This window comes from Xanthomonas sp. NCPPB 1638, assembly GCF_041475635.2.
GTDB lineage: Bacteria > Pseudomonadota > Gammaproteobacteria > Xanthomonadales > Xanthomonadaceae > Xanthomonas > Xanthomonas cucurbitae.
The window spans coordinates 717,704-742,247 of sequence record NZ_CM192984.1 but is presented as its reverse complement, the minus strand read 5'-3'; the positions used below and the strand labels follow the sequence as shown (position 1 = coordinate 742,247).

Annotated in this window: 20 protein-coding genes, 1 pseudogene and 1 riboswitch; of the genes and pseudogenes, 7 read left to right on the top strand and 14 right to left on the bottom strand. The window is 65.8% G+C overall.

Annotated features, from left to right (window positions below):
• Window positions 1-511: 511 nt before the first annotated feature.
• Window positions 512-3,034: a prolyl oligopeptidase family serine peptidase gene (locus ACCQ13_RS03070; protein WP_159406623.1), complete on the bottom strand. Its 2,523-nt coding sequence runs from the start codon at window positions 3,032-3,034 to the stop codon at window positions 512-514.
• Between the two features lie 124 nt (window positions 3,035-3,158).
• A riboswitch (S-adenosyl-L-homocysteine riboswitch) is annotated at window positions 3,159-3,272 on the top strand.
• A 31-nt stretch (window positions 3,273-3,303) separates the two neighbouring features.
• Between ACCQ13_RS03070 and ahcY the strand changes: the two genes are divergently transcribed.
• From ahcY to ACCQ13_RS03055, 3 genes are all read left to right on the top strand, one after another.
• Window positions 3,304-4,746 carry an adenosylhomocysteinase gene (gene ahcY, locus ACCQ13_RS03065; protein WP_104602364.1) on the top strand — a complete coding sequence of 481 codons (1,443 nt, stop codon included), beginning with the start codon at window positions 3,304-3,306 and terminating at the stop codon, window positions 4,744-4,746.
• A 387-nt stretch (window positions 4,747-5,133) separates the two neighbouring features.
• A complete protein-coding gene (locus ACCQ13_RS03060) occupies window positions 5,134-5,418 on the top strand; it encodes a CopG family ribbon-helix-helix protein (protein WP_104602363.1) in 285 nt (94 codons plus the stop codon).
• Window position 5,419: 1 nt separating this feature from the next.
• Entirely contained in the window at window positions 5,420-5,719 is a 300-nt protein-coding gene (locus ACCQ13_RS03055; protein ID WP_159406622.1) for a type II toxin-antitoxin system RelE/ParE family toxin, read from the top strand.
• A 121-nt stretch (window positions 5,720-5,840) separates the two neighbouring features.
• Here the strand turns inward: ACCQ13_RS03055 and ACCQ13_RS03050 are convergent, their stop codons facing one another.
• Both ACCQ13_RS03050 and ACCQ13_RS03045 read right to left on the bottom strand, forming a co-directional pair.
• Window positions 5,841-6,398 (bottom strand): DUF3228 family protein, encoded by a 558-nt coding sequence (locus tag ACCQ13_RS03050; RefSeq protein WP_104602361.1) that lies wholly within the window; start codon window positions 6,396-6,398, stop codon window positions 5,841-5,843.
• 165 nt (window positions 6,399-6,563) lie between these two features.
• Window positions 6,564-7,109 carry a DUF2058 domain-containing protein gene (locus ACCQ13_RS03045; protein WP_104602360.1) on the bottom strand — a complete coding sequence of 182 codons (546 nt, stop codon included), beginning with the start codon at window positions 7,107-7,109 and terminating at the stop codon, window positions 6,564-6,566.
• A 599-nt stretch (window positions 7,110-7,708) separates the two neighbouring features.
• Here ACCQ13_RS03045 and ACCQ13_RS03040 point away from each other — a divergent pair.
• The gene (locus tag ACCQ13_RS03040; RefSeq protein ID WP_208800618.1) at window positions 7,709-9,079 is read left to right on the top strand and encodes an alpha-amylase family protein; all 1,371 of its coding nucleotides are present in this window, start codon (window positions 7,709-7,711) and stop codon (window positions 9,077-9,079) included.
• A gap of 87 nt (window positions 9,080-9,166) precedes the next feature.
• On the opposite strand, the gene ACCQ13_RS03035 is transcribed toward ACCQ13_RS03040, so the two are convergent.
• From ACCQ13_RS03035 to ACCQ13_RS03025, 3 genes are all read right to left on the bottom strand, one after another.
• On the bottom strand, window positions 9,167-10,102 hold the full coding sequence (locus ACCQ13_RS03035; protein ID WP_159406620.1) for a Gfo/Idh/MocA family protein: 936 nt from the start codon (window positions 10,100-10,102) through the stop codon (window positions 9,167-9,169).
• A 433-nt stretch (window positions 10,103-10,535) separates the two neighbouring features.
• Window positions 10,536-11,513 (bottom strand): NAD(P)H-quinone oxidoreductase, encoded by a 978-nt coding sequence (locus tag ACCQ13_RS03030; RefSeq protein ID WP_104602357.1) that lies wholly within the window; start codon window positions 11,511-11,513, stop codon window positions 10,536-10,538.
• 121 nt (window positions 11,514-11,634) lie between these two features.
• Window positions 11,635-11,871 carry a hypothetical protein gene (locus tag ACCQ13_RS03025; RefSeq protein WP_104602356.1) on the bottom strand — a complete coding sequence of 79 codons (237 nt, stop codon included), beginning with the start codon at window positions 11,869-11,871 and terminating at the stop codon, window positions 11,635-11,637.
• A 193-nt stretch (window positions 11,872-12,064) separates the two neighbouring features.
• On the opposite strand from ACCQ13_RS03025, the gene metF reads away from it, so the two are divergent.
• Both metF and ACCQ13_RS03015 read left to right on the top strand, forming a co-directional pair.
• Window positions 12,065-12,892: a methylenetetrahydrofolate reductase [NAD(P)H] gene (gene metF, locus ACCQ13_RS03020; protein WP_104602355.1), complete on the top strand. Its 828-nt coding sequence runs from the start codon at window positions 12,065-12,067 to the stop codon at window positions 12,890-12,892.
• Window positions 12,893-12,937: 45 nt separating this feature from the next.
• The gene (locus ACCQ13_RS03015) at window positions 12,938-13,597 is read left to right on the top strand and encodes a hypothetical protein (RefSeq protein ID WP_159406619.1); all 660 of its coding nucleotides are present in this window, start codon (window positions 12,938-12,940) and stop codon (window positions 13,595-13,597) included.
• Between the two features lie 112 nt (window positions 13,598-13,709).
• On the opposite strand, the gene ACCQ13_RS03010 is transcribed toward ACCQ13_RS03015, so the two are convergent.
• The 4 genes and pseudogenes from ACCQ13_RS03010 to ACCQ13_RS02995 all read right to left on the bottom strand — a co-directional run bounded on the left by ACCQ13_RS03010 (window position 13,710) and on the right by ACCQ13_RS02995 (window position 18,938).
• Window positions 13,710-14,657: a Nudix family hydrolase gene (locus ACCQ13_RS03010; protein ID WP_104602353.1), complete on the bottom strand. Its 948-nt coding sequence runs from the start codon at window positions 14,655-14,657 to the stop codon at window positions 13,710-13,712.
• 158 nt (window positions 14,658-14,815) lie between these two features.
• Window positions 14,816-14,923, bottom strand: a pseudogene (locus ACCQ13_RS03005) (VOC family protein); the annotation flags it as partial.
• 172 nt (window positions 14,924-15,095) lie between these two features.
• Window positions 15,096-17,834, bottom strand: a complete 2,739-nt coding sequence (gene secA, locus ACCQ13_RS03000) for a preprotein translocase subunit SecA (protein ID WP_159406618.1) — start codon at window positions 17,832-17,834, stop codon at window positions 15,096-15,098.
• Window positions 17,835-17,990: 156 nt separating this feature from the next.
• Window positions 17,991-18,938, bottom strand: coding sequence for a M23 family metallopeptidase (locus ACCQ13_RS02995; protein ID WP_159406617.1), 948 nt, complete (start codon window positions 18,936-18,938; stop codon window positions 17,991-17,993).
• Here ACCQ13_RS02995 and ACCQ13_RS02990 point away from each other — a divergent pair, their 5' ends adjacent.
• Window positions 18,939-19,385 carry a DciA family protein gene (locus ACCQ13_RS02990; protein ID WP_104602350.1) on the top strand — a complete coding sequence of 149 codons (447 nt, stop codon included), beginning with the start codon at window positions 18,939-18,941 and terminating at the stop codon, window positions 19,383-19,385.
• Between the two features lie 320 nt (window positions 19,386-19,705).
• Here ACCQ13_RS02990 and lpxC read toward each other — a convergent pair whose 3' ends face one another.
• The 4 genes from lpxC to ACCQ13_RS02970 all read right to left on the bottom strand — a co-directional run bounded on the left by lpxC (window position 19,706) and on the right by ACCQ13_RS02970 (window position 24,440).
• Window positions 19,706-20,617 (bottom strand): UDP-3-O-acyl-N-acetylglucosamine deacetylase, encoded by a 912-nt coding sequence (gene lpxC, locus ACCQ13_RS02985; RefSeq protein ID WP_159406616.1) that lies wholly within the window; start codon window positions 20,615-20,617, stop codon window positions 19,706-19,708.
• Between the two features lie 232 nt (window positions 20,618-20,849).
• Window positions 20,850-22,082: a cell division protein FtsZ gene (gene ftsZ / locus ACCQ13_RS02980; protein ID WP_104602348.1), complete on the bottom strand. Its 1,233-nt coding sequence runs from the start codon at window positions 22,080-22,082 to the stop codon at window positions 20,850-20,852.
• A gap of 289 nt (window positions 22,083-22,371) precedes the next feature.
• Window positions 22,372-23,607: a cell division protein FtsA gene (gene ftsA / locus ACCQ13_RS02975; RefSeq protein WP_003485272.1), complete on the bottom strand. Its 1,236-nt coding sequence runs from the start codon at window positions 23,605-23,607 to the stop codon at window positions 22,372-22,374.
• Window positions 23,604-24,440 carry a cell division protein FtsQ/DivIB gene (locus tag ACCQ13_RS02970; protein WP_159406615.1) on the bottom strand — a complete coding sequence of 279 codons (837 nt, stop codon included), beginning with the start codon at window positions 24,438-24,440 and terminating at the stop codon, window positions 23,604-23,606. Before ACCQ13_RS02970 ends, ftsA begins: the two co-directional genes overlap by 4 nt.
• Window positions 24,441-24,544 lie beyond the last annotated feature (104 nt).

Here is a 24,544-nt window from a genome sequence, read left to right as displayed (position 1 = left end):
TGGATGGCGTTGCAGCCTGTGCAGAAGGATCGCCGATGAAATCCGTCGCCCGATGCGTAGGAGCGCACCTGGGCGCGACGAGGCTTTATCGGCAAAGCTCCATCGCGCCCGGGTGCGCTCCTACGTACGATGCGTTGATCCGACGTGCTGTCGCACGCCCTTCGATCATCGCCTGGATGGCGTTGCAGCCTGTGCAGAAGGATCGCCGATGAAATCCGTCGCCCGATGCGTAGGAGCGCACCTGGGCGCGACGAGGCTTTATCGGCAAAGCTCCATCGCGCCCGGGTGCGCTCCTACGTACGATGCGTTGATCCGACGTGCTGTCGCACGCCCTTCGATCATCGCCTGGATGGCGTTGCAGCCTGTGCAGAAGGATCGCCGATGAAATCCGTCGCCCGATGCGTAGGAGCGCACCTGGGCGCGACGAGGCTTTATCGGCAAAGCTCCATCGCGCCCGGGTGCGCTCCTACGTACGATGCGTTGATCCGACGTGCTGTCGCACGCCCTTCGATCATCGCCTGGATGGCGCTGCAGCCTGTGCAGAAGGATCGCCAACATGGCTCTTCAACCACTGTTCGCTTTCGGCCAGCATCTGCAGGATCGATTGCCGGGCGCGGTAGGCATGCGCTTCATTGGGCAGCAGTACCAAGCGCGCGGTGCCGCCCAGGCCCTTGATCGCGGCGAACAGGCGTTCGCTCTGGATCGGGAAGGTGCCCGTGTTGTTGTCGTCCTGGCCGTGGATCAGTAGCAGCGGGTCCTTGATCTTGTCGGCGTAATTGAACGGCGACATGGCCTGGTACACCGGTTGCGCCTGCCAGTAGTTGCGCTCTTCGGCCTGGAAACCGAACGGCGTGAGCGTGCGGTTGTAGGCGCCGCTGCGCGCGATACCGGCCTTGAACAGCCGCGTGTGCGCCAGCAGGTTGGCGGTCATGAACGCGCCATAGGAATGGCCGCCGATGGCAATGTGCTGCCGGTCGGTGACACCGCGCCGCACCACCTCATCCACCGCCGCCTGCGCGTCGGCAACCAGCTGCGGCACGTAGGTGTCGTTGGGCTCGGCATCGCCTTCGCCGACGATCGGCATGGTCGGGTTATTGAGCACCACATAGCCGATCGCCAGGAAGGCCTGCGGACCCCAGTAGCTGATGGCATTGAAGCGATACGGCGAGTCGGTGACCTGGCTGGCGGTGTCGGCACTTTTGAATTCACCCGGGTAGGCCCACATCAGCAACGGCCGCGGGCCGTCGCGCTTGGGGTCGTAGCCGGGCGGCAGCAACAGCGTGGCGGTGAGATCCACGCCGTCGGCACGCTTGTAACGGATCTGTTCCTTCTGCACTCCACGCAGCTGCGGCAGCGGGTGCGCGAAGTGGGTCAACGCACGCGCGGCGGTGGCGCCATCCCCCAGTGACTGCACGAAATAATTGGCCGGTTCTTCCGGCGATTCGCGGCTGAGCAGCAGCTGCGTGCCTTGCGCATCCAGCAGGGCAATGGGTGCGGCGTAGGTGGGCGCTTGCGAATGGAATAACCGCGTGGCTTGCTTGCTGCGCAGATCGAAACGGTCCACGAACGGTCGGTCGCCTTCTGGCGAGGCGCCCTTGCCCAGCAAGAACAGACTGTTGCCATCGGCACCCGTCTGCAACACCGACTGCCCCCGTGCGTCGATGATGGCCGCCGGCGTACCGGGATCGTTGTAGCGGTCCTGCGAAGAGCGGTCCCAGAGCAGCTCGGGCGCGCGCTGCGGCTGATCGGGAGCGATGCGCCACTGCTTGGTGCGGCGCGTCTTCCACCAGCTCTCGCTCACCACGGCCAGGTCGCCGCGGCCCCACTGGATACCGTCGAAGCGACTGTCCAGCTGCGCCAGCGTCACCGGTGCGCGCGTGAACGGCGCGGCCTGCATGCGCACCGTGTCGCGGATCTTGCTCACGCGCGCCGGGTCGCCGCCATCCTGCGCTTCGGCCCACACCAGCGTGGCCGGCGCATCGTGCCGCCAGCCGATGTCGCGCACGCCGGTGGGCACCGCATCGTTGCCGGTGGGCAGGCCTTCCACCAGCGGCAGCTGCGCGATCTGGCGCACCCGCTTGCCCTGCAGGTCGAGCACCTCGATGCGGCGCGGGAAGTGGTCCACCGGCACCAGATACGAGAACGGCCGCTCGCTGCGTTCGCTCAGGATGTAGCGGCCATCCGGCGACACCGACAGATCGAGATAGATGCCGGGCGCAGCGATCGGGCGCACCTGCCCGTTCACGCCCACGATGATCGGTTGGCCGGTGGCGTAGTACTCGAACACGCGCGCATCGGCTTCGTTGCGCAGCAGGTCCTGATAGGTCGGCAGCGAACGCACACCCGCCGCAGCAGTGGCCTGCTGGATCGCCGGGCCCTGCGGAATGGCATCACGCGGCGGCGGCGCCCCCTGCCCGGGTACCTGCTGCTGCAACAACAGGCCGCTACTGTCGGGCAACCAGCGCAGCGCGTCGTTGACGCTGGTGTTCAGGCCAGCCACCAGCCGCCGCGCCTGCGCGGTGGTCACGTCCACCAGCCATAGCTCGTTGGCGCCGCTGCTCGCGTCCTCGCGGCGGAACGCGAGATAGCGCTGATCCGGTGACCAGCTCAGATCGGCCAGCGACAGCGGCGACGGCAGTCCGGCGATCTGCCGCTCGCTCCCGTCACCGATTGATTGCAGCCACAGCTTGCTGGCGAAAGAGAAACGGCTGCTGGCGAAGGTCTTGGGATGGATACGCACGCCGGCCAGCTTGAGTTCGGGCTGGGCCACCTCCGCGATGTCCGGCAGCGCCGGCAACTGCAGCATGGCCGCCAGGTCGCGCTGCGGCGACAGCTGCAGCAACGGGGCGCGTGGTGCATCCACCACCGCCTGCAGCGCCGCGGACGGCAGCCGGTAACCGCTGTCTGCCGCCGTGGACGCCGACCCTACCGGCGCGTCTGCCGCCCGGCCCAACACCGGCACGCTCAACGCCAGTAGCGTTGCTGCCATCCACGTGTGCTGCCGCCAGCCGTGCGCCTGCCGTTTCGCCCGCATTGTCCGTTCCCGTTGGTCATCGACTGCCAACCATAGCAGCCACCCGCTGCCGGTTCCCCCTGCCGTTGGTGGGGGTCGGGACCAATTCATGCCGGACTGGGGTGCTGCCGATATAATCGACGCTGTTGTCGAGGGGCGCTGCGACCGGTAGGGCGGACTGATCCGCCAGCCGCACCACAGGTGCGGACGCTACGGCCAGGCTCGACCAGCATTCACCGTTCAACGGCGCCCGGAACTGCAGACATTCGCCTGCCTACCGGAGCCATTGCATGAACGCTGTCGCAAAAACCGCTGCAAACGACGACTACAAGATCGCCGATATCTCCCTGGCCGATTGGGGCCGCAAGGAGCTGGACATCGCCGAGCACGAGATGCCGGGCCTGATGTCGATCCGCCGCAAGCATGCGCAGGCCAAGCCGCTGAAGGACGTGCGTATCACCGGCTCGCTGCACATGACCATCCAGACCGCCGTGCTGATCGAAACGCTCAAGGACATTGGCGCCAACGTGCGCTGGGCCTCGTGCAACATCTTCTCCACCCAGGACCACGCGGCCGCGGCGATCGCCGCCACCGGCACCCCCGTGTTCGCCTGGAAGGGCGAGACGCTGGAAGAGTACTGGGACTGCACCCTGGACGCGCTGACCTTCACCCTGCCCGACGGCACCCTCACCGGCCCGGAGCTGGTGGTGGACGACGGCGGCGACGTCACCCTGCTCATCCACAAGGGCTATGAGCTGGAGAACGGCAGCACCTGGGTCGACGAGCCGGCGTCCTCGCACGAAGAAGGCGTCATCAAGGCGCTGCTCAAGCGCGTGGCGGTCGAGCGCCCGGGTTACTGGGCGCGCGTGGTCAAGGACTGGAAGGGCGTCTCCGAAGAGACCACCACCGGCGTGCACCGCCTGTACCAGATCGCCGACGCCGGCAAGCTGCTGATCCCGGCCATCAACGTCAACGACTCGGTCACCAAGAGCAAGTTCGACAACCTCTACGGCTGCCGCGAATCACTGGCCGATGGCCTCAAGCGCGCGATGGACGTGATGCTGGCCGGCAAGGTGGCCGTGGTCTGCGGCTACGGTGACGTGGGCAAGGGCAGCGCCGCCTCGCTGCGTGCCTATGGCGCCCGCGTTGTGGTCACCGAGATCGACCCGATCTGCGCCCTGCAGGCCTCGATGGAAGGCTTCGAGGTCAACACCATCGAATCCACCCTGGGCCGTGGCGACATCTATGTCACCACCACCGGCAACAAGGACATCATCACCGCCGAGCACCTGCAGGCGATGAAGGACCAGGCCATCGTCTGCAACATCGGCCACTTCGACAACGAGATCCAGGTCGATGCGCTCAATGCGCTCAAGGGTGTGCAGAAGATCAACATCAAGCCGCAGGTGGACAAGTACGTGTTCCCGAACGGCAACGCGATCTTCCTGCTGGCCGACGGCCGCCTGGTCAACCTGGGCTGCGCCACCGGCCACCCGAGCTTCGTGATGTCCAACTCGTTCGCCAACCAGACCCTGGCGCAGATTGACCTGTGGGAAAAGCGCGACAGCTACGAGAAGAAGGTCTACATCCTGCCCAAGCACCTGGATGAAGAAGTGGCCCGCCTGCACCTGGAAAAGATCGGCGTCAAGCTGACCACCCTCACCAAGGACCAGGCCGACTACCTCGGCGTGCCGGTGGACGGCCCGTTCAAGCCGGATCACTACCGCTACTGATCCATCGGCAATCCATCGCCATGCAGACAGGAACGGGCGCCGCGAGGCGCCCGTTTTTTTCGTGCGATCAGTGGCGGACAACCGGTGTATTGGAGACCGAAGCCTGTTTTCCGGACCACATGACCAGCAAGAACCGATTCCGCTGCGGCCATGCGGGCGCCCAGCGTTGGAAAGACTGGTGGCTCTCACGGGCAACAGGCAATAAGACCCCCCGCGTAGATTTCCGAGGGAACCAAGAGGCGGGGGTCGTGTTGCGGCGAGGCTAACCGAGCGGGCGTTGAATCGCCAAGATGCATCATCAAAACTGCGATGCGCACATGGTTCGAGACGCTGGCGCCCCTGTGACACTGCTGTGCTACATTCGGGTATCCTGATCGGGAGCCCCACATGAGCACCACCACCATCCGCCTGCCGGACGCGCTCAAGGCCCGCATCGCCAAGGCGGCGGAAGCGGCCGGCACCACCTCACACAACTTCATCCTGGAAGCCATTGCGGAGAAGGCCGAATTGGCCGAACGGCGCGCCGACTTCCATGCAGAGGCCGAACGCCGTTGGGCCGAATTCCTCGAGACCGGCGAGAGCATTCCCTGGGACGAGATGCGTCGCTATCTGATGGGACGCATTCAGGGCAAGGACACTCCACTTCCCGTCCCCCGCAAGTTCGCGAAATAGCATGGCGCGCGTCGAGTTCCTACCCTCTGTCAACGAGGACCTGCGGCGCATCATCGGCCACCTGGAACAGCACGAGGCGGCGCACATCCAAGAGCGTCTTGGCGAGATCGTCAGCGCATCCGATGTGCTCACGAACAATCCGCCGATCGGGCGCCTGACGCACAACGATTTGCGTGAACTGGTCATTGGCCAAGGCGCTCGCGGATACATCGCCCTCTACCAGTATGTAACGGCGCTGGACACCGTATTTGTCTTGGCACTCCGCGCACAGCGCGAGACAGGCTATGCACGCGATGCATAAAACCGAGGCCGACACCCGCGCCAGCCGCATCGACCCGGTGCGATGCAATACATACCCGGGGATCCAGGCGCACTGGTTTCGCTGACCCGCGAACGCATGCAACGCAGCGGCGCGATCAGGCTCACGGCCGCCAGTTCGCGTTGCCCTCCCAGAACGCCACGCTGCGCCGGTAGGCCTCGCGGTCCAGCGGCACGCCGGAGCCGCCCTCTTCCACGCCCAGCGCATTGCGCAACATCGTGATCGGCGCCATCGGGATGTCCTCGGGCTCGGCGGTGTACAGGCAACCCACCACGCCCCAGTCTGCATCGATCGGCGCGCCTTCCTTGGCCAGCTGATCGCGGCTGTACAGGATCGGCACCATGTACTGCGCAACCGGCGGCTCGACGCCTTCGAACCAGCGCACCAGGACGGCAAGCTCCTGGGTGTTGCGCGCCTCATAGCCCGAGCGCAGCAGATGCCGGTTGTCGGCAGTGATCGGTACCGTCAGGCAGCGCGTGCTGGTCCAGTTGCGGTGCACATGCAGCTGGCAGAACGGGGCGTAGCCTTCGATCACGCGCAACGGTGGGGTGTCGTTGAGATGCTGGATGAACTGCTCGGGGGTGCAGTCCTGGATGGCATTGCGCCGGCCACCGCGCGGGAAAAGACGGGGGCGGGCAAACGCAGTAAGCACGATGGACATGGCAGTGCGGGCAGCGGCTGGGTCGTCAAGGGTAACCGCTGCATGTGGCTCTTACCCGCAGGCCTGCGCTGGCGAACGAACGGCGATGCAAGGCATGCCACGCTGCCATCGACGTATCGCTGCATGCATCGAGCGCTACGCCGCGTCAGCGCTCGCCGCGCAGCCTCACCAGATCAGATCGTCCGGCACCTTGAACTGGCTGTAATAGTCGTCGTCGCCATCGCTGGCGGCCGGTGCCGTGCCGCGGCCATGATCGAGCACCACGGTCGCTGCGTCGCGGCTATACACCTTCTCGGCCGCGGCGCGCGGAATCAGCTCGAAGCCTTCGCCATGCCGCACGATCACCAACGCACCGCTGGCCAGCTGGCTACGCAAGGTGGCATTGACCAATACGCTGCGAATGACGCTGCCATCGTTGAAACGGTAGTCGATCTCGCCTTCGCGCTTGACCTTGCTGGTCTCCACGATCTGCCGCACCTGGGCCAGCACTTCCTGCTTGCGCAACTGCGCATTGCGCTCTTCGGCCAGCGCCCGATCACGCTCGGCACGCTCGGCCTGCAAGCGCGCCGCATCCACCTTGTCGGTATCGGCCGGCACGGCCGCCCCGCCCTTCGCATGGCGCTGCTTGACCTGCTCACGCGCCACCTTGTCCACCTGGGCCTTCTTGACCAGCCCGGCCTTGAGCAGTTGTTCTTGCAATGGATTACGCATGGGAAGCATCGGCAATGAACTGGTCGCCAGTTTAGCGCGCCAAGCGGCAGCGCCTATCGCCGCGCAAGCGGACCGATGCAAGCCCGTCGCACACGGCACCAGCCGGATGGCCTATCCGCGCCTGCACTGCAAACGCCGGCACGCATGCAGGAACGCGCCATGACGATGCGGGGATCAAGTCGCGCCCAGTGCCTGCGACGCCCATGACAGGGTGTGGGTGGCAGTATCGGACGGCCACGCGCAGCTGGCTGCGCGATGCGCCAGACGCTGAAGCACGCCAGCCCGCACCCCGCGTTGGCGAGCGGCATCGGCCTGAACACATCTGCGACCGATCACCCCGTTGCATCCGAACAGCGCACGCAATTCGGTGCAGTACCGCAGTGAATACGTATGCACAACACCGATGCTGCGCCGCGATGGGCGCTTAGCATCACCGCGCGCTGCACGCCGTGCGCGCGCTTTCCGGAACAGGGGCCGGAGGCCTTGCTGCGGGCAGCGTGATGCACACGTCAGCCTGACGCCTACCACTGGAGAACCACCCGATGCGCACCACACTTGCACACACTCCCCCCTCGGCCCTGCAGCGCGGCGCCCGTGCCTTGCTCACGGCGCTGGCATTGCTGCTGATGACGGCCAACGTGCAGGCCGATGTCATCCTGCACGCGTTCAACTGGCCGTATGCCACTGTAGAAGCACGCGCCAAGCAGATCGCCGATGCCGGGTATCGCAAGGTGCTGGTTGCGCCGGCGTACCGTTCCGAAGGCAGTGCCTGGTGGGCGCGCTACCAGCCGCAGGACATCCGCCTGATCGACAATCCGCTCGGCGACACCATTGCATTCAAGCGCATGGTGCAGGCACTGGCCAATAACGGCGTGGAAACCTACGCCGACATCGTGTTCAACCACATGGCCAACGAAGCGGCCATGCGCTCGGACCTCAACTATCCCGGCAGCGCCGTGCTGGCACAGTACGCCGCCAACCCGGGCAGGTACGACTCGCTGCGCCTGTTCGGCACCTTGCAATCCAACGTCCTCGGCGCCAGCGATTTCGGCCCGGGCCAGTGCATCACCAACTACAACGACGCCTTCCAGGTGCGCAATTACCGCATCTGTGGCGGTGGCAGCGACCCGGGCCTGCCCGATCTGGTCGGCAACGATTGGGTGGTGCAACAACAGCGCGCGTACCTGCAGGCGCTCAAGGGCCTGGGCGTGACCGGCTTCCGCGTGGACGCGGCCAAGCACATGAGCTTCGACCACCTCAACCGCGTGTTCGATGCCAGCATCCGCTCCGGCGTGTACGTGTTTGGCGAAGTCATCACCGGCGGCGGTACCGGCAATGGCGATTACGACCAGTTCCTGGCGCCATACCTGCAATCCACCCCGCATGCGGCCTACGACTTTCCGCTGTTCAACGCCGTGCGCAATGCATTCGCCATCGGTGCCAGCCTGCAGCAGCTGGTGGACCCGGCCGCTTCCGGGCAGGCATTGCCGGGTAACCGCGCGGTGACCTTCGCCGTCACCCACGACATTCCCAACAACGCCGGCTTCCGCTACGCCATTCTCGACCCGGTCGATGAAACGCTGGCCTATGCGTATTTGATCGGACGCAACGGCGGCATGCCGATGATCTACACCGACAACAACGAAAGCGGCGACAACCGCTGGGTCAATGCCTACCAACGCGACGATCTGCGTCGCATGATCGGCTTCCACAACGGCGTGCAGGGCACCGACATGCAGGTGCTCTCGTCCAGTTCCTGCCACATCCTGTTCCGCCGCGGCAGCCTGGGCATCGTCGGCATCAACAAGTGCGGCAACCCGGTCACCACCACGGTGGGCATGAACAATAGCGTGTTGTACTGGAATGCCGATTACACCGATGCACTGGGCTCCGGGAATGTCGTGCGTATCTCCAGCAGCTCCTACACCTTCACCCTGCAGGCGCGTGGCGCACGCATGTGGCGTCGCTGAAGGCACGCCTCGGCAGGTGAACAGCCGGTGCGGCGCAGGCGCAGGCGCCGCTCCTGGCCAGGTCGAGCGCCGGCACGCACACGGCGCTTACCAGGCAAACGGCGCGCTGGTCTTGCGTGCGCCCAGCAGGAACGCGTCGGCGACATGCACGAACGGCGCGATCTCCACTTCTGACTCGCCGGCCCGCACCAGCTCCACGAACCGCCGATACAGGCCGTCGTATTCGCTGGACGCAGGCAGACGCTGCGCCTGGCCGTCGATGTGCAAGGTTGCGCCACCCTCGCCGAGCAGCAACTGGCCCTGGGTGGTGTCCACCTCGATATCCCAGCGCTGGTGGCCGGTCTGCAGGAAGTCGAATTCAGCCGTCACCGGCACGCCGGCGGTATCGACGAAGGCCAGCCGGGCATACAGCGGCGCCTGGCGGTTCTCGGGCGTGTGCAGCTCGGCCTCGCGCAGAGCGAAGGCGCGCGGCAACACATGGGTGGCGATGGACAGCGCGTTGATGCCGGGATCGAACACCCCCATGCCGCCCGGTTGCAGAATCCAGTCCTGCCCTGGATGCCAATGGCGGATGTCTTCCTTCCAGGTAATGTGCGCGCGCAGGATCTGCTTGTCGGCCAACCACGCACGCGCAGGTGCCACACCGGCCGCGCAGCGCGAATGCCAGCTGGTGAACAGGCTGCGTTGCGCCCGTTGCGCCACGTTGCGCAGGTCCTCGATCTCGGCAAGCGTGGCGGCCGGGGGCTTTTCCAGGAACACATGGCGGCCGGCAGCCAATGCGGTGGCCGCCAGCGCATGCCGCCCCACCGGCGGCGTGCACAAGGCCACTGCCTCGATCTCAGGTTGCGCGGCGAAGGCCTCTTGCAGGGTGTGATACGCCGGCACGCCCTCCAGCGTGCCGTGCCGGCTCACCGTGGCGACCAAGTCCACGTCCGGACGTGCAGCGATGGTCGGCACATGTTGGTCGCGGGCGATCTTGCCGATACCGACAAGGGCAATGCGCAATGCGTCTGGATGCTTCATCGAAACCTTCGTGCTGATAAGGAGGGGGTCGCACGAATGCCGGCACCGCCCGCTGCAATGCACGGCATCAGCACAGCGCCGGCATCGCCAGCGCGCTGCATGCGAAGGCGCAGTGTACGGTCGCACCCCGGCCGCTGCGAGATATCGCTCCCGCTTGTTTTGCTATAGCTGCACACAGCCGGATCGCACGCCACACGCCGCGCCGCTGCGATGGTGACCACGGCACAGCGGCCATCGCAACGGCGCGCCGGGCCTGCGCCCCGACGACGGCGATGATGACGACGCCACGTTTGTCATCGACCCGGAGGGGCATCCCATCGAAGCGGTGGTGCAGGCCACCGCGTAGGCATCTGCCGGCGGCAAGCGGCAGGCGCAGCCCGCTGCAAAACGGCGTGCCGCGACGCAACGCTCTGCATACCGGCAGCGGCAGCACTCACATCTCCAGCACCACCTTACCCAGGTGACTGCCCTGCTCCAGATACCGATGCGCGGCGGCGGCGTCGGCCAGCGCGAAGCGCTTGTCCAGCAGCACGCGGAGCTTGCCCTGCGCGATCCAGGGCCACACCACCCGTTCCACCTCTGCGGCCAGCCGCGCCTTCTCGTCGGCATTGCGCGGACGCAGGGTGGAGCCGGTGAGCACGACCTGCTTGCGCATCAGCTGCGGGATCGGCACCTGGATATTCGCGCCGGCCTGCGAGGCGATGTATACGATACGCCCGCCCGGGTTGAGCGCGTCCAGGGTGTCGGCGAAGACCGCCGCGCCCACCATGTCCAGCGCCACGTCCACGCCGCCATGTGCCCTGGCCACGTCCACGAACGAGGCGGCGGTGGAATCGATCGCCACGTCGGCACCCAGCTCACGCGCCTGCGCGGCCTTGCCGGCCGAGCGGGCGGTGGCCAGCACATGGGCACCCGCCGCCTTGGCCATCTGGATCGCCGTCACCCCGATGCCGGACGTGGCGCCATGCAGCAACAGCCACTGCCCTGCCGCCAGCCGGCCGTGTTCGAACAGGTTGGCGTAGGCGGTAAAGACGGTTTCCGGCAAGCCGGCAGCGTGGACCAGGTCCATGCCCGGCGGAATCGGCAGCACATGTCGCGCGTCGGCTGCCACGTACTGCGCGTAGCCACCGCCGCCGAGCAGCGCGCAGACGCGGTCGCCCACCTTCCAGCGGCCGGCCGGCTCCACGATCTCGCCAGCTACTTCCAGGCCCAGCGTCTGCGGCGCGCCCGGCGGCGGCGGGTAGTGGCCAGCGCGTTGCAGCAGATCCGGGCGATTGACACCGGCAGCATGCACGCGGATCAGCACCTGCCCCGCCTCGGGACGCGGCAGCGGTTGCTCGGTCGGATACAACGCCTCGGCGTCGCCCTTGCCGTCGCGGATGGCGATGGCGGTCATGGTGGTGTGGCGCATGCGCACATTCCGTGAGAAAGCACCCAGTGTAGGCAGGCGGACGTGATGCCAGGCGCAGGCCTGTGCAAGGCAACGCCTGCACCACGCGCGCCGGCCTGGGGCGGACGCGCGTGGCAGGCGCTTACTCCTCGCTGGGGGCGGTGTCCCGATCGATGTACTGGCGAATCGCTTCGAACACCTTGGAGGTGCCATCGTCCTGACCAGACGGCAGCCGCGCGGCGAAGTCGCTCAACAACTTGTCGCCGTCCACGCCGGGCTGCTCGGCCAGTGCAAGCGCCAGGTCGCCGACGCTACGCGCCAGCGCGACCCAGATGCGGCCCAACGATTCGGCGATTACGTCCATTTCCTCTTCTTGCATGTCGCGCTCCGATCAAGTGGCGTGGGGTCCTTAGAGCTTACCGCGTGCGCCGGGCATCGGGGCAAGCGCTCCCAGCAGGCCGGACTGCGATCCGTGCACACGGGCACTGCGGCAATCCGGACATGCGCACTCAAATATGCATTCATCGCGATGAAGCGATATTATGCCCCTACGCCCCGCCGGATCCGCCGCGATGACGCACCTGAGTTTCGAGTTCTACCCGCCCAAGACCGACGAGCAGCGCGCGCAGCTGGACCGCACGGCCGCCAAATTGAAGGGCTATGCGCCGGAATACGTGTCGTGCACCTTCGGCGCCGGCGGTTCCACGCTCAGCTACACCTCCGAAACCGTGCGCCACCTCAAGCAGAAGCATGGATTCGAAGCGGCACCGCATCTGTCCTGCGTCGGCGGCAGCCGCCAGGAGATCGGCGAGCTGCTCAAACTGTACCGCGCCATTGGCTGTACCCGCATCGTCGCGTTGCGCGGCGACCTGCCCTCGGGCATGGGCCACCCCGGCGACCTGCGTTATGCCTCGGAGTTGATCGCCTTCATTCGCGCCGAGCACGGCGATGCCTTCCGCATCGAGGTGGGCGCCTATCCCGAGACCCACCCGCAGGCGATCGATGCGCTCAGTGACCTGCGCTACTTCAAGGCCAAGGTCGATGCTGGCGCGGATGCGGCGATCACCCAGTACTTCTTCAATGCCGATGCGTACTTTCATTTCCGCGATGCGGTGCAGCGGTTGGGCGTGGACATCCCGATCATCCCCGGCATCATGCCGATCTCCAACTTCTCGCAGCTGCGCCGCTTTTCCGAACAGTGCGGCGCGGAGATTCCACGCTGGATCGGCAAGAAGATGCAGGCCTACGGCGACGACGCCGATGCCGTGCGCGCCTTTGGCGCGGACGTGGTGGCCTCCCTGTGCGAGCGCCTGATCGCCGGCGGCGTGCCGGCGCTGCATTTCTACACGCTCAACCTGGCCAAGCCGACCACCCAGGTATTGCAACTGCTCGGGCGCTGAACGTTGCTGCGCCTGCCGACGCTAGGCAGACGCAGCAGCAAAGTGATGCCCGGCGCAGCGCCTGCGTCCGGCGTCTTCCTCGCCTGCTCACGCGCGTACGGCTACGCTGCGCCGATGCCTCGCCCCCTGTTGCCCTTGCTAGCGCTGCTGCTGTGCCTGCCTCCCACCCTGCGCGTGCAGGCGCAGGAAATCCGCCGCTGCGTCACGCCGGACGGGCAGACCCTGTTCACCGACCGTCGCTGCGAGGACGTCGGCGCCGCCACGCGCGCGCCGCCGGCGCTCCCCCGCCAAGGCAACACCGCCCCGTATCGCGACGGCTGTCCACGTCGGCTGAGCGAGCTGGTGTCGCTGCTGCAAGCAGCAGTGGACAGCCGCGACGTCAATCGCCTGTCCAGCCTGTATCTGTGGAGCGACCAATCCGATGCCGCCGCCAACCAGGTACTGCGCCGGCTGGAGGCCATCGTGCAACGCCCGCTGCTGGACATCGTGCCGATGTATCCGCAAACCGATGCGCCCACCGGGGATGCCGGCGGCGCGGCGGCAACGCCCTCGCTGGATGGCAGCACGATCGACGCACCGCGACCGGCTCCCACGCGCCCGCGCCCCTGGGGCCTGCGCCTGGAACAGAACCTGGCCAGCGGCACACCGGCACGCAGCGTGTTGCGGCTGCGCCGTCAGTACAACTGTTTCTGGGTGACGTTCTAGCGGCAGCGGGCCGCGTGCGACGCACGCCTGCCGACCGCGTTGGCCTGGCTCTGTACTGGCTGCATTACGGCACCGGATGAGACCGGCCACGCGACAGCGTCGAACGCCGCCGTCAGTCCGGCCACAGGCCCCGAATCGCCGCGATGCCCTGCGCCCCGTGCGAACGCGCCGTGCGTAGATCGTCGATGCCCATGCCGCCGAGCGCGTAGATCGGCAGCGAGACCTGCTCGCGCAAGCGCTCGAAGCCCTCCCACCCCAGCGGCGTGGCACCCGGATGCGAAGCGGTGGCCTGCACCGGTCCCAGCACGGCGAAATCGCAGCCCAGCCGCTGGGCGTGGCGCAGGTCTTCCACCCCATGACAGGACGCGGCCACCCATTGCCCGGCCGGCAGCGGGCGCTCCTGCAGGCCGGCCAGTTGCTCGGCGCCCAGGTGCACACCGATGCCCAGCTCGGTGGCCAGCGCGATATCGCGATTGAGCAGCAACTGCGCACGGTGGCGGCCACGCAGGCGCATCACCTTGTGCAGCAACGCCTGCCAACGCGCTGGCGCGCAGTGCCGCGCACGCAACTGCAGACGCGCCACGCCCGCCTGCAATGCCCGCTCCAGGCCGTCCAGCCAGTGCGCATCGTCGTCCGGCTCGGGCGTAATCAGATAGCGATCGGGCTGGCGCAGCGCGCCCACCACCGGCACATCGGCCGGCGGCATCGAATAACGGACCAGTTTGTCGGCCGTCACCCAGGTCATCGCCTGGCCCTCGCGGCCGCGCGGGCTGCCCTTCCAGGCGACGACATGGCGCACTTCCAGGCGCAGGCGCTTGTCCGGATACAGCTGCGGAACATCCATGATCCACTCGCCCACCTGGGCCTCGATGCCCAGTTCTTCGTTGAGCTCGCGCACCAGCGCCTGTTCGGAGGTTTCGCCGGCCTCGCGCTTGCCACCCGGGAATTCCCAGAGGCCAGGCATGTCGCGGGTTTCGGTACGGCGGGTCAGCAGGATGCGGCCGCGGGGGTCGGTCATCACGCCGGCAACGACGTGAATGGATCTAAGGGAGTCGGGCATGCAATAAGAGTGCCGCGAGTGAGCGGTCCAGCGCAATCGCTGGGGAATGGGGAATGGGGAATCGGAACTTCAGGAGCACGCACCAATGCCGCGCCGTTGCAATTCCCTATTCCCTATTCCCTATTCCCCATTAAAGCGGATGCCCGATGCTCCACAGAAGGCCGGTCTTCCGGCGCACTGAAGCTCACGCCGAACTGCTCGTCCAGCCCCATGTCGTGGATGTGCTGCCACCACGCATCGGCATCATGCACCCACAGATGCAGCACCCGAACAGCCCAGCTGGGGGTCCACGGATACTTTCTGAAACAACAGCCCCCTTGGTAAGGGGGGCGCGCCGAAGGCGCGGGGATCGGGGGCAAGAACCGTGCACCCGCTATCCGCACAGCGGATAGCGGGTAGACAGCCCGCTTCGCGGGCTGCCCCACGGTCAGCTCAGCATCAGCTGAGCTGACCGTGGCAGTGCTTGTACTTCTTGCCGCTGCCGCACGGGCACGGATCGTTACGGCCCACCTTGGGCTCGTCGCGGGTGACCTGCGAGACCGGCACCGGGGCGTTGCGGCCCTGCATCTGCGCCACTTCCTCGTCGGTGCCGTAGCCGCCGGCATCCTGGTGCTGGAATTGCGAGGCCATCAGGCGTGCTTCGGCCTGACGACGTTCCTGCTCTTCCAGTTCGGCCACTTCTTCCTCGCTGCGGATACGCACACGCGCCAGCAGGTTGATGACCTCGCGCTTGACGTTCTCCAGCATCTCGGAGAACAGCTCGAAGGCTTCCTTCTTGTATTCCTGCTTGGGCTGCTTCTGCGCGTAGCCGCGCAGATAAATGCCCTGGCGCAGGTAATCCATCTTGGCCAGATGTTCTTTCCAGCCCTGGTCCAGCACGGTCAGCATCACGTGCTTTTCCAGCGCGCGCATGGTGTCGTTGCCCACCGCCGCTTCCTTTTCGGCAAAGTGCGCATCCACTGCGGCCTGCACCTTGGCAGCAATCTGTTCGGCGTCCAGCTCTTCCTGCGTGCGTGCCATCTCGCGCAGCGCCAGTAGCATGCCCAGCTCCGACTCCAGCGTGGCCTCCAGGCCCTGCAGGTCCCACTGCTCGTCCACCGAATTGGGCGGCACGAAGCGCGCGACCAGGTCGTAGATCACGTCGCCGCGGATGCCATCCACGTTGTCCCTGACCGATTCGGCATCCAGCAATTCGTCGCGCTGGGCGTAGATCACCTTGCGCTGGTCGTTGTTGACGTCGTCGAAGTCCAGCAGGTTCTTGCGGATGTCGAAGTTGTGCGCTTCCACCTTGCGCTGCGCCTTCTCGATCTGCCGGCTGACCAGGCGATCTTCGATGACGTCGTCCTCCTTCATGCCCATCATGCGCATCGCCTTCTGGACCCAGTCCGAGGCGAAGATGCGCATCAGGTTGTCTTCCAGCGACAGATAGAAGCGCGAGGAACCCGGATCGCCCTGGCGACCGGCACGGCCGCGCAACTGGTTGTCGATACGCCGCGATTCGTGCCGCTCGGTACCGATGATGTGCAGGCCGCCAGCGGCCTTGACCGCGTCATGGCGACGCTGCCACTCGGTCTTGATCCGCAAGCGTGCCTCTTCGTTGGCGTCCTCGCCAAGGGCGTGGTATTCCGACTCCAGCGAACCGCCCAGCACGATGTCGGTGCCGCGACCGGCCATGTTGGTGGCGATGGTCACCGCACCCGGCTGGCCGGCGTTGGCCACGATGATGGCTTCGCGCTCGTGCTGCTTGGCGTTGAGCACTTCATGCTTGACCCCGGCCTTACGCAGATGTTCGGACAACATCTCCGAGGTTTCGATCGAGGTGGTTCCCACCAGCACCGGCTGGCCGCGCTTGGCGCAGTCTTCGATGTCGGCCAGTACCGCATTGAACTTGCCCTTGCGGTTGAGGAACACCTGGTCCGGGTGGTCCTTGCGCACGGTCGGGCGGTTGGTCGGGATCACCACCACTTCCAGGCCGTAGATGCTCTGGAATTCGTAGGCTTCGGTATCGGCCGTACCGGTCATGCCGGACAGCTTCTTGTACATGCGGAACAGGTTCTGGAAGGTGATGCTGGCCAGCGTCTGGTTCTCGCGCTGCACCGGCACGCCTTCCTTCGCCTCGACGGCCTGGTGCAGGCCGTCGGACCAGCGGCGCCCGGCCAGGGTGCGGCCGGTGAATTCGTCCACGATCACCACTTCGCCATCGCGCACGATGTAGTCCACGTCGCGCTGGTAGATCGCGTGCGCCCGCAGCGCGGCGTTGAGGTGATGCACCACGCTCAGGTTCTGCGCGGCGTACAGGCCGTCGTCGGCGTTTTCCAGGATGCCGGCCTGCATCAGCAGCTCTTCGGCGTGGCCCATGCCCGCCTCGGACAGATGCACCTGCTTGCCCTTCTCGTCGACCCAGAAATCGCCGTCACCTTCTTCGCTGTCCTGCTTGGTCAGCTGCGGCACGATGCGGTTGACGCGGATGTACAGCTCCGGCGATTCGTCGGCCGGGCCGGAGATGATGAGCGGCGTACGCGCTTCGTCGATCAGGATCGAGTCCACTTCGTCGACGATGGCGTAATGCAGCTGGCGCTGATAGCGGTCTGCACGCGACAGCGCCATGTTGTCGCGCAGATAGTCGAAGCCGAACTCGTTGTTGGTGCCGTAGGTGATGTCGGCGGCATAGGCGGCGTGCTTGTCGCTATGCGGCATGCCCGGATACACCACGCCCACGCTCAGGCCCAGCCAGTTGTACAACTTGCCCATCTGCGCCGAGTCGCGGCGCGCCAGGTAGTCGTTGACGGTGACCACATGCACGCCCTGGCCTTGGAGTGCGTTGAGGTACACCGGCAACGTCGCCACCAGGGTCTTGCCTTCACCGGTGCGCATTTCGGCGATCTTGCCCAGGTGCAGCACCATGCCGCCGATCAGCTGCACGTCGTAGTGACGCATGCCCAGCACGCGGCGACTGGCCTCGCGGCACACGGCGAAGGCTTCGGGCAGAACCTTGTCCAGTGACTCGCCAGCGGCAAGCCGCTGCTTGAACTCCGGGGTCTTGGCTTGCAGCTCGGCGTCGGAGAGCTTCTCGATCGTCGGCTCCAGCGCATTGATCTGGGTGACGAGGCGGTTGAGCTGGCGCAGCTGGCGTTCGTTACGACTGCCAAAGACACGGGTAAGCAGACTGTTGATCATTGAAGAAACCGGTTGAAAAGGAACGGTTTGACCGACGCCGGTCCCCTGGAGCCGACCGCCGTAAACGAAACAGGGCGCACTGCGCCCTGTCGATGGCAACACCCCATTGTAGCTTGGGGCGGGGCTTCACGAATCAAGCACCGCCCCCCCGCACCGTCAACCGCGCCCGCGACGGCCCACCGGGGTTGCGGCGGTATCGCCCAGGAACTTGCGTGGATTGACCACACGCCCGTTGGCCCACACCTCGAAGTGCACATGCGCGCCGGTGGAGCGGCCACTGGAGCCGGCCTTGGCCACCTGCTGCCCGGCACGCACCAGATCGCCCACCTTCACCACCAGCCGCGAATTGTGCGCGTAGCGGGTGACATAGCCGTTGCCGTGATCCACGTCGACCACGTTGCCGTAGCCGCCACGCACGCCGGCGTAGCTGACCACGCCATCGGCCACCGACAGTACCGGGTCGCCCACGTTGGCATGGAAGTCCACGCCCTTGTGGAAGGCCGAGCCGCCATCGAACGGGTCAGCACGACCACCGAAGCCGGAGGTGATGTAGGTGTTGCGGATCGGCATCCGCGACGGCACCGCATTCTGCTCGAGCTGATGATCGAACAGCAGCGAGGCCAGCACGTTCAGCTGCTGGCCGGAGGTGGAGAACTGCTGCTCCACCTCCCCCAGACTCTGCTTGAGCGACTCGACCGGCATGTCGCTGGCCGGCTCGTCGCCGCCACCGACGCCGACAGGGGCGTCGAAGTCGAACTCGCCGTCCTTCAACTTGCCCATGTCGGTCAACCGCTCGCCCAGCGCATTGAGTCGGGTGGCCTGCGCCTGCAGCTCGCCCAGGCGTGCGGCCAGCGCATTGACCTGCGTCTGCGAGGCGCGTTGTGCCTGTGCCAGCTCGGCCTGCTGCCGGGCCACCTTGGCCTGCAGCGCGGAATTGGTCACCATGCCGGTGGCGGTGCTGGCACCGACGCCCATCAACATGCCAAGGCCAAGAACCGCACCCAGGACCAGCATCGGCCGATCCGCAGCAAAACCCTGAATCTGTTGGGCCAATCGTTCTGCCCGTGTCTGACGGGATTTGATTACAACTTTCTTCAACGCCATATGAGTGTCATGTCCAAGCCCAAGTCCAACGCACGCAACCCGTCCGCTCCGCAGCCGGCCATCGAGGCCGCGCTGGGCGAAAAGGCTGGCGACCCCTTGCGTCGCGCCTTGTGGCTCGATGCGCTGGACCGGCAGTTGCGCCCCCTGTTACCACCTCATCTGGCCACCCGTTGCCGGTTGGCCAATGTCCGAGGCGAACAGCTCGTTTTTCTGGTTGATTCACCGATCTGGCATGCCAAGGTGCGGCTTGCCGAGACCAACATCCTCGATGCCGCCCGATCCATCGGGCTGAAGGCCACCGCAGTGACCGTCAAGACGGCAAGCATCTCGCCGCATTCCCCAACGCAGCAAAGCCGCGACCGTCCACGGCCGGTATCCGAAGCCACACACAAGGGCCTGCGTGAGGCGCTTGCCTCCCTGCAGGATGTCCTGCCGACCAAGCGGTAGGTCACTTACCGTGTGACGTGACGGCGGTCACCACGTGAAAAGCGCGCGAAGACCGCTCACGACCCGAGGCATCCTAGCGGGCATACGCCGTGCAGGAGTTAGGGAAGCCTTAAATAAAAGTTAATAACGGGCCAAGAATCTGACAGAATTCACACTTTGACCGCCAGTTGCGGCATTCCCTGACAGCGAACAGCCGCCGAGCGAACCTAACGACGCCGCTGCAACACACAGGGCGGACTGGAGACATCCGCTGCAGCCGCCCCCCCCCCGCACATTGGAATCCCCTGACGACTGGGCAGGTGGCCCATGCCACCGGGTCCTCAGGCGTAGACGGGGCTGGCGTAGGTGACCGGTGGCGGCTCGGCGCCGTCGGCAAAGCTGACCCATTCCCAGGCGCTCTGGTCCGCCAGCAGGGCACGTACCAGCTTGTTGTTGAGCGCGTGGCCGGACTTGAAGCCTTCGTATGCGCCCAGGATGGCGCCCCCCGCCAGATACAGGTCGCCGATGGCATCCAGGATCTTGTGGCGCACGAATTCGTTGGTGTAGCGCAAACCGTCCTCGTTGAGCACGCGGAACTCGTCCAGCACGATGGCGTTGTCCATCGAGCCGCCCAGGCCCAGGTTACGCTCGCGCATGTATTCCAGGTCGCGCATGAAGCCGAAGGTGCGGGCGCGCGAAATCTCCTTGACGTAGGCCGAGGTGGAGAACTCGATCTCCTGGCGCGACTGTCTGGCCGGGATCATCGGGTGGTTGAACTCGATGCTGAACCCCAGCTTGTAGCCTTCGTACGGCTCGAAACGGGCAATCTTGTCGCCTTCGCGCACTTCCACCGGCTGCCTGATGCGGATGAAACGCTTGGGCTTGTTCTGTTCGACGATGCCTGCCGACTGCAGCAGGAACACGAACGGACCGGACGAGCCATCCATGATCGGCAACTCGGCCGAGGACAGCTCCACGATGATGTTGTCCACGCCCAGGCCGGCCAGCGCCGACATCAGGTGTTCGACCGTCTGGATCTTGGCGCCGTTGCAGGTCAGCCCGGTGCACAGCGTGGTTTCTGTGACCAGTTCGGCGTCGGCGGGCACTTCGACCACCGGCTCCAGGTCCACCCGCCGGAACACCACACCGTAGTCGACCGGGGCCGGCCGCAGTGTCATGTACACCTTGTCGCCGCTGTGCAGGCCGACGCCGGTGGCGCGAATGGTGTTCTTGAGGGTGCGTTGCTGGGTCATAGGATGGAGTCTGGGGGAACAATGCAGACAGACGCTGAACAGGCTGTCTAATTCGGTGAGGTTAGCCGAATTTTAACAAGTCATGCGTGATGGCAGGTGTCACCCGGCAGTCACGCTATTGCAAAAGCTGCCGGATCGTGTCCGACCCGGCAGAAAAGACATGGCATAGCGGACCCGACACGATCGTCGGGCTGGACGGGCTGCGCCACCGTGGCGACGCAGCCGGCGCCCGTCAGTCGGCCTGACGGCGCAGGAACGCCGGGATATCCAGGTAGTCGTTGGGCAGATCGGCTGCCGGCGGCGCCGAGTTGCCGGCAGAACTGCTGCCGACCGAGTCGCTGCTCGGACGACGCAGGCCCAGGCCCATGCTGCCGCCGACGGCCTTGGACACCGCGTCGCCGCTGCTGGTGTCGAAGTCGCCGAATTCCGGCTGGCCGGTGGTGGCATTGCGCACCAGCTTGATCGGCGCGCGCTGGTCCGGACGCTGGGTCTGGCGGGCAACCGCACGGTTCAGGCCGGTGGCGACCACGGTCACGCGCACTTCGTCCTGCATGTCCGGGTCGAGCACGGTGCCGACGACCACGGTGGCATCTTCGGAAGCGAACGCTTCGATGGTGCGGCCGATTTCGTCGAACTCGGACATGGTGAAGTCCGGGCCGGCGGTAATGTTGACCAGGATGCCGTTGGCACCGGCCAGGTTCACATCGTCCAGCAGCGGATTCTGGATGGCCGCTTCGGCAGCGGCCTGCGCGCGGTCGTCGCCGCGTGCCGAACCGGTGCCCATCATGGCCAGGCCCATTTCCGACATCACGGTGCGCACGTCGGCGAAGTCGACGTTAATCAGGCCCGGACGCACGATCAGGTCGGCGATGCCCTGCACGGCGCCCTGCAGCACGTCGTTGGCAGCGCGGAAGGCCTGGATCATGGTGGCGTTGCGGCCCAGCACGGTGATGAGCTTTTCGTTGGGGATGGTGATGAGCGAGTCGCAATGCTGGCTCAGTTCCTCGATGCCCTTCAGTGCCACCTGCATGCGGCGGCGGCCTTCGAACGGGAACGGCTTGGTGACCACCGCCACGGTCAGGATGCCCATTTCCTTGGCCAGCTGCGCAACGACCGGTGCAGCACCGGTGCCGGTACCGCCGCCCATGCCGGCGGTGATGAACACCATGTCCGCACCCTGCAGCGCGTCCATGATGCGCTCGCGATCTTCCAGCGCGGCCTGACGGCCGACTTCCGGATTAGCGCCCGCGCCCAGGCCCTTGGTGACGTTGGTGCCGAGCTGCAGCTGCAGCTTGGCACCGCAGTTCTTGATCGCCTGCGAGTCGGTGTTGGCGGTGATGAATTCCACGCCATCGACATTGGTATTGACCATGTGCGCGACCGCGTTGCCACCGCCGCCGCCCACGCCCACGACCTTGATGACCGCGTTGGGAGCCATTTTTTCAATCAGTTCGAAATGTGCCATGTCAGTGTCCTCTCTAGATGCCGTGAATGGGGAATCGGGAATGGGGAATCGGATTGCTCCGTTCGCCAGCCCAACACCCGCATGTCGGCGAATGTTGTTGTTTGAATGCCGGGAATCGGGAATTGGGAATGGGGAATCGCAACAGCGAATCACCTCCACACCAACCACCGCCTCCTCGGCGGAAACACAAAAAATTACGCCCTATCCGCTCTCGCCGCTCTCCACTCAAACCTGCTGCAACCGCTTTGCTTTTGCTTCAACCGATTCCCGATTCCCGACTCCCGATTCGTCAGAATTCGCCGCGATACCAATTCTTCAATTTCTTGAACAAGCTGCCCGCACGCCCGGTCGGGATCGACGGGCGACGCGGATGTTCGATCTGGCTGCCCATCAGCAACAGGCCCACGCCAGAGGCGTGCACCGGGTTGCCGACGACTTCACCCAGGCCGGTGACGTGTTGGGGAATGCCCACGCGCACCGGCATCTGCAGCATTTCTTCGGCCAGCTCCACCACGCCTTCCATCTTCGAGGCGCCACCGGTGAGCACCATGCCAGCGCGCACCATTTCCTCGAAGCCGGAACGGCGCAGCTCGGCCTGCACCATTTCAAAAATTTCTTCGTAACGGCCCTGTACTGCCTGCGCCAGCGCGTGGCGCGGCATGCGACGCGGTGGGCGGTCGCCCACCGACGGCACCTGGATGCTCTCTTCGGCGGTCGCCAGCTGTGCCAGCGCGCAGGCGTAGCGGACCTTGATCTGCTCGGCTTCCGGCGTGGGCGTGCGCAGCATGTGCGCGATGTCGTTGGTGACGTGGTCGCCGGCGATCGGCAACGAAGCGGTGTGGCAGATCGCGCCCTGCACATACACCGCCAGATCGGTGGTGCCGGCGCCGATGTCCACCAGCACCACGCCCAGCTCGCGTTCGTCGGCGGTCAGCACCGCCACCGAGGAGGCCAGCGAAGACAGCACCAGATCGTCCACCTGCAGGCCGCACTTCTGCACGCACTTGGTGATATTGGCGGCGGCCGACTGCGCGCACACCACCAGGTGCGCATGCACCTCCAGGCGCACGCCGGTCATGCCGACCGGGTTGCGGATGCCTTCCTGCGAATCGTCCAGCACGTACTCACGCGGAATCGCGTGCAGAATGCGCTGATCGGCCGGAATGGCCACCGCCTTGGCCGCATCCAGGACGCGTTCCAGATCGCTCCAGGTCACTTCGCCATCGCGGATCGGCACGATGCCGGGCGAGTTCTTGCACTGCACGTGGTTGCCGGAAATGGAGGCATACACCGAGCGGATCTCGCACCCGGCCATCAGCTCGGCCTCTTCGACCGCGCGCTGGATCGACTGCACGGTGGACTCGATGTCCACCACCACGCCGCGCTTGAGGCCGCGCGATTCATGCGAACCGATGCCGATCACTTCGATCGGATTGCCGGGCGAATACTCGCCGACCAGCGCAACGACCTTGGAGGTGCCGATGTCCAGTCCAACGATGAGGGATTTGTCGCCTTTGCGATTCATGTCTTAAAGCCGGGAATAGCGAATGGGGAATGGGGAATCGTCAACAGCGGTGCACGAATGCGGGGAGAATTCAGAACAAGTGCGTGAGGCGCAGCGGGCGATGCCTGCTTGGGCTTCTTCTCCATTCCAGATTCCCCATTCTCCATTCGCCGTTCAACGGTAAATCCGTTGGTGTAGCGCAGGTCGGCACGCGCGATCGGGCGCTGCGGGTCGGCCAACTGCGGCAACACACGGGCAAACCGCTGCAGGCGGGCGCGCGCATCGTCGCGGCCGATCATGATCTGCACGCCATTGCTCAGCCCCAGCGACCAGCTGCCGCGTGCGTCCATTTCCAGACGTTCCACGTCCAGGCCGGTCGGTGCGAACAGCGCGCGCGACTCGTTGTACAGCGCCACCACGTCCTGGGTCTTGCTGTCCGGGCCACCGAGTTGCGGCAACTTGAAATCCTTCAACAACGGCGGGGTGCGGAACAACCGGCCCTGTTCGGACAGCATGCGGTCGCTGCCCCAGCGCGCGAACGGCTTGTGCTCGGTGACATGCACTTCCAGCACGTCCGGCCAACGCTTGCGCACCTGCGCGCTTTCCACCCACGGCAGCCGCGCGATGGCGTCCTGCGCCTGTTGCAGCTTCACCGCAAAAAAGCCGGCGCGCGCATACGGCAGCACCACCGCGCGCAACTCTTCGGCCGGCACCCGCTTGAAATCGCCGGACACCCGCAACTTGGCCAACGGCCAGCGCTCGGCACCGACCCAGCCATTGAGCACGGCCACCACCGGCAACGCGACCAGCGCCACCGCCAGCAGCCAGGCCAGGATGCGTAGGGTAGCGTTCATGCGCGCGCTCCGCGCGCGGGAATGGGGAATCGGGAATAGGGAATCGCAACGGCAACAGCGCATCCGCTGTTACCCATTCCCGATTCCCGATTCCCGATTCCCGG

Excerpts from the sequence above, each read along its gene's own strand:
- ACCQ13_RS03045 (WP_104602360.1), bottom strand. The coding sequence starts at position 7,109 with ATGCGTAATCCATTGCAAGAACAACTGCTCAAGGCCGGGCTGGTCAAG.
- secA (WP_159406618.1), bottom strand. The coding sequence starts at position 17,834 with ATGATCAACAGTCTGCTTACCCGTGTCTTTGGCAGTCGTAACGAACGC.
- ACCQ13_RS02995 (WP_159406617.1), bottom strand. The coding sequence starts at position 18,938 with ATGGCGTTGAAGAAAGTTGTAATCAAATCCCGTCAGACACGGGCAGAA.
- ACCQ13_RS03010 (WP_104602353.1), bottom strand. The coding sequence starts at position 14,657 with ATGCCCGACTCCCTTAGATCCATTCACGTCGTTGCCGGCGTGATGACC.
- lpxC (WP_159406616.1), bottom strand. The coding sequence starts at position 20,617 with ATGACCCAGCAACGCACCCTCAAGAACACCATTCGCGCCACCGGCGTC.
- ACCQ13_RS03015 (WP_159406619.1), top strand. The coding sequence starts at position 12,938 with ATGCCCGGCGCAGCGCCTGCGTCCGGCGTCTTCCTCGCCTGCTCACGC.
- ahcY (WP_104602364.1), top strand. The coding sequence starts at position 3,304 with ATGAACGCTGTCGCAAAAACCGCTGCAAACGACGACTACAAGATCGCC.
- ACCQ13_RS03050 (WP_104602361.1), bottom strand. The coding sequence starts at position 6,398 with ATGTCCATCGTGCTTACTGCGTTTGCCCGCCCCCGTCTTTTCCCGCGC.
- ACCQ13_RS03060 (WP_104602363.1), top strand. The coding sequence starts at position 5,134 with ATGAGCACCACCACCATCCGCCTGCCGGACGCGCTCAAGGCCCGCATC.
- ACCQ13_RS03030 (WP_104602357.1), bottom strand. The coding sequence starts at position 11,513 with ATGCGCCACACCACCATGACCGCCATCGCCATCCGCGACGGCAAGGGC.
- ACCQ13_RS03035 (WP_159406620.1), bottom strand. The coding sequence starts at position 10,102 with ATGAAGCATCCAGACGCATTGCGCATTGCCCTTGTCGGTATCGGCAAG.
- ftsA (WP_003485272.1), bottom strand. The coding sequence starts at position 23,607 with ATGAATCGCAAAGGCGACAAATCCCTCATCGTTGGACTGGACATCGGC.
- ACCQ13_RS02990 (WP_104602350.1), top strand. The coding sequence starts at position 18,939 with ATGAGTGTCATGTCCAAGCCCAAGTCCAACGCACGCAACCCGTCCGCT.
- metF (WP_104602355.1), top strand. The coding sequence starts at position 12,065 with ATGACGCACCTGAGTTTCGAGTTCTACCCGCCCAAGACCGACGAGCAG.
- ACCQ13_RS03025 (WP_104602356.1), bottom strand. The coding sequence starts at position 11,871 with ATGCAAGAAGAGGAAATGGACGTAATCGCCGAATCGTTGGGCCGCATC.
- ACCQ13_RS03055 (WP_159406622.1), top strand. The coding sequence starts at position 5,420 with ATGGCGCGCGTCGAGTTCCTACCCTCTGTCAACGAGGACCTGCGGCGC.
- ftsZ (WP_104602348.1), bottom strand. The coding sequence starts at position 22,082 with ATGGCACATTTCGAACTGATTGAAAAAATGGCTCCCAACGCGGTCATC.
- ACCQ13_RS03070 (WP_159406623.1), bottom strand. The coding sequence starts at position 3,034 with ATGCGGGCGAAACGGCAGGCGCACGGCTGGCGGCAGCACACGTGGATG.
- ACCQ13_RS02970 (WP_159406615.1), bottom strand. The coding sequence starts at position 24,440 with ATGAACGCTACCCTACGCATCCTGGCCTGGCTGCTGGCGGTGGCGCTG.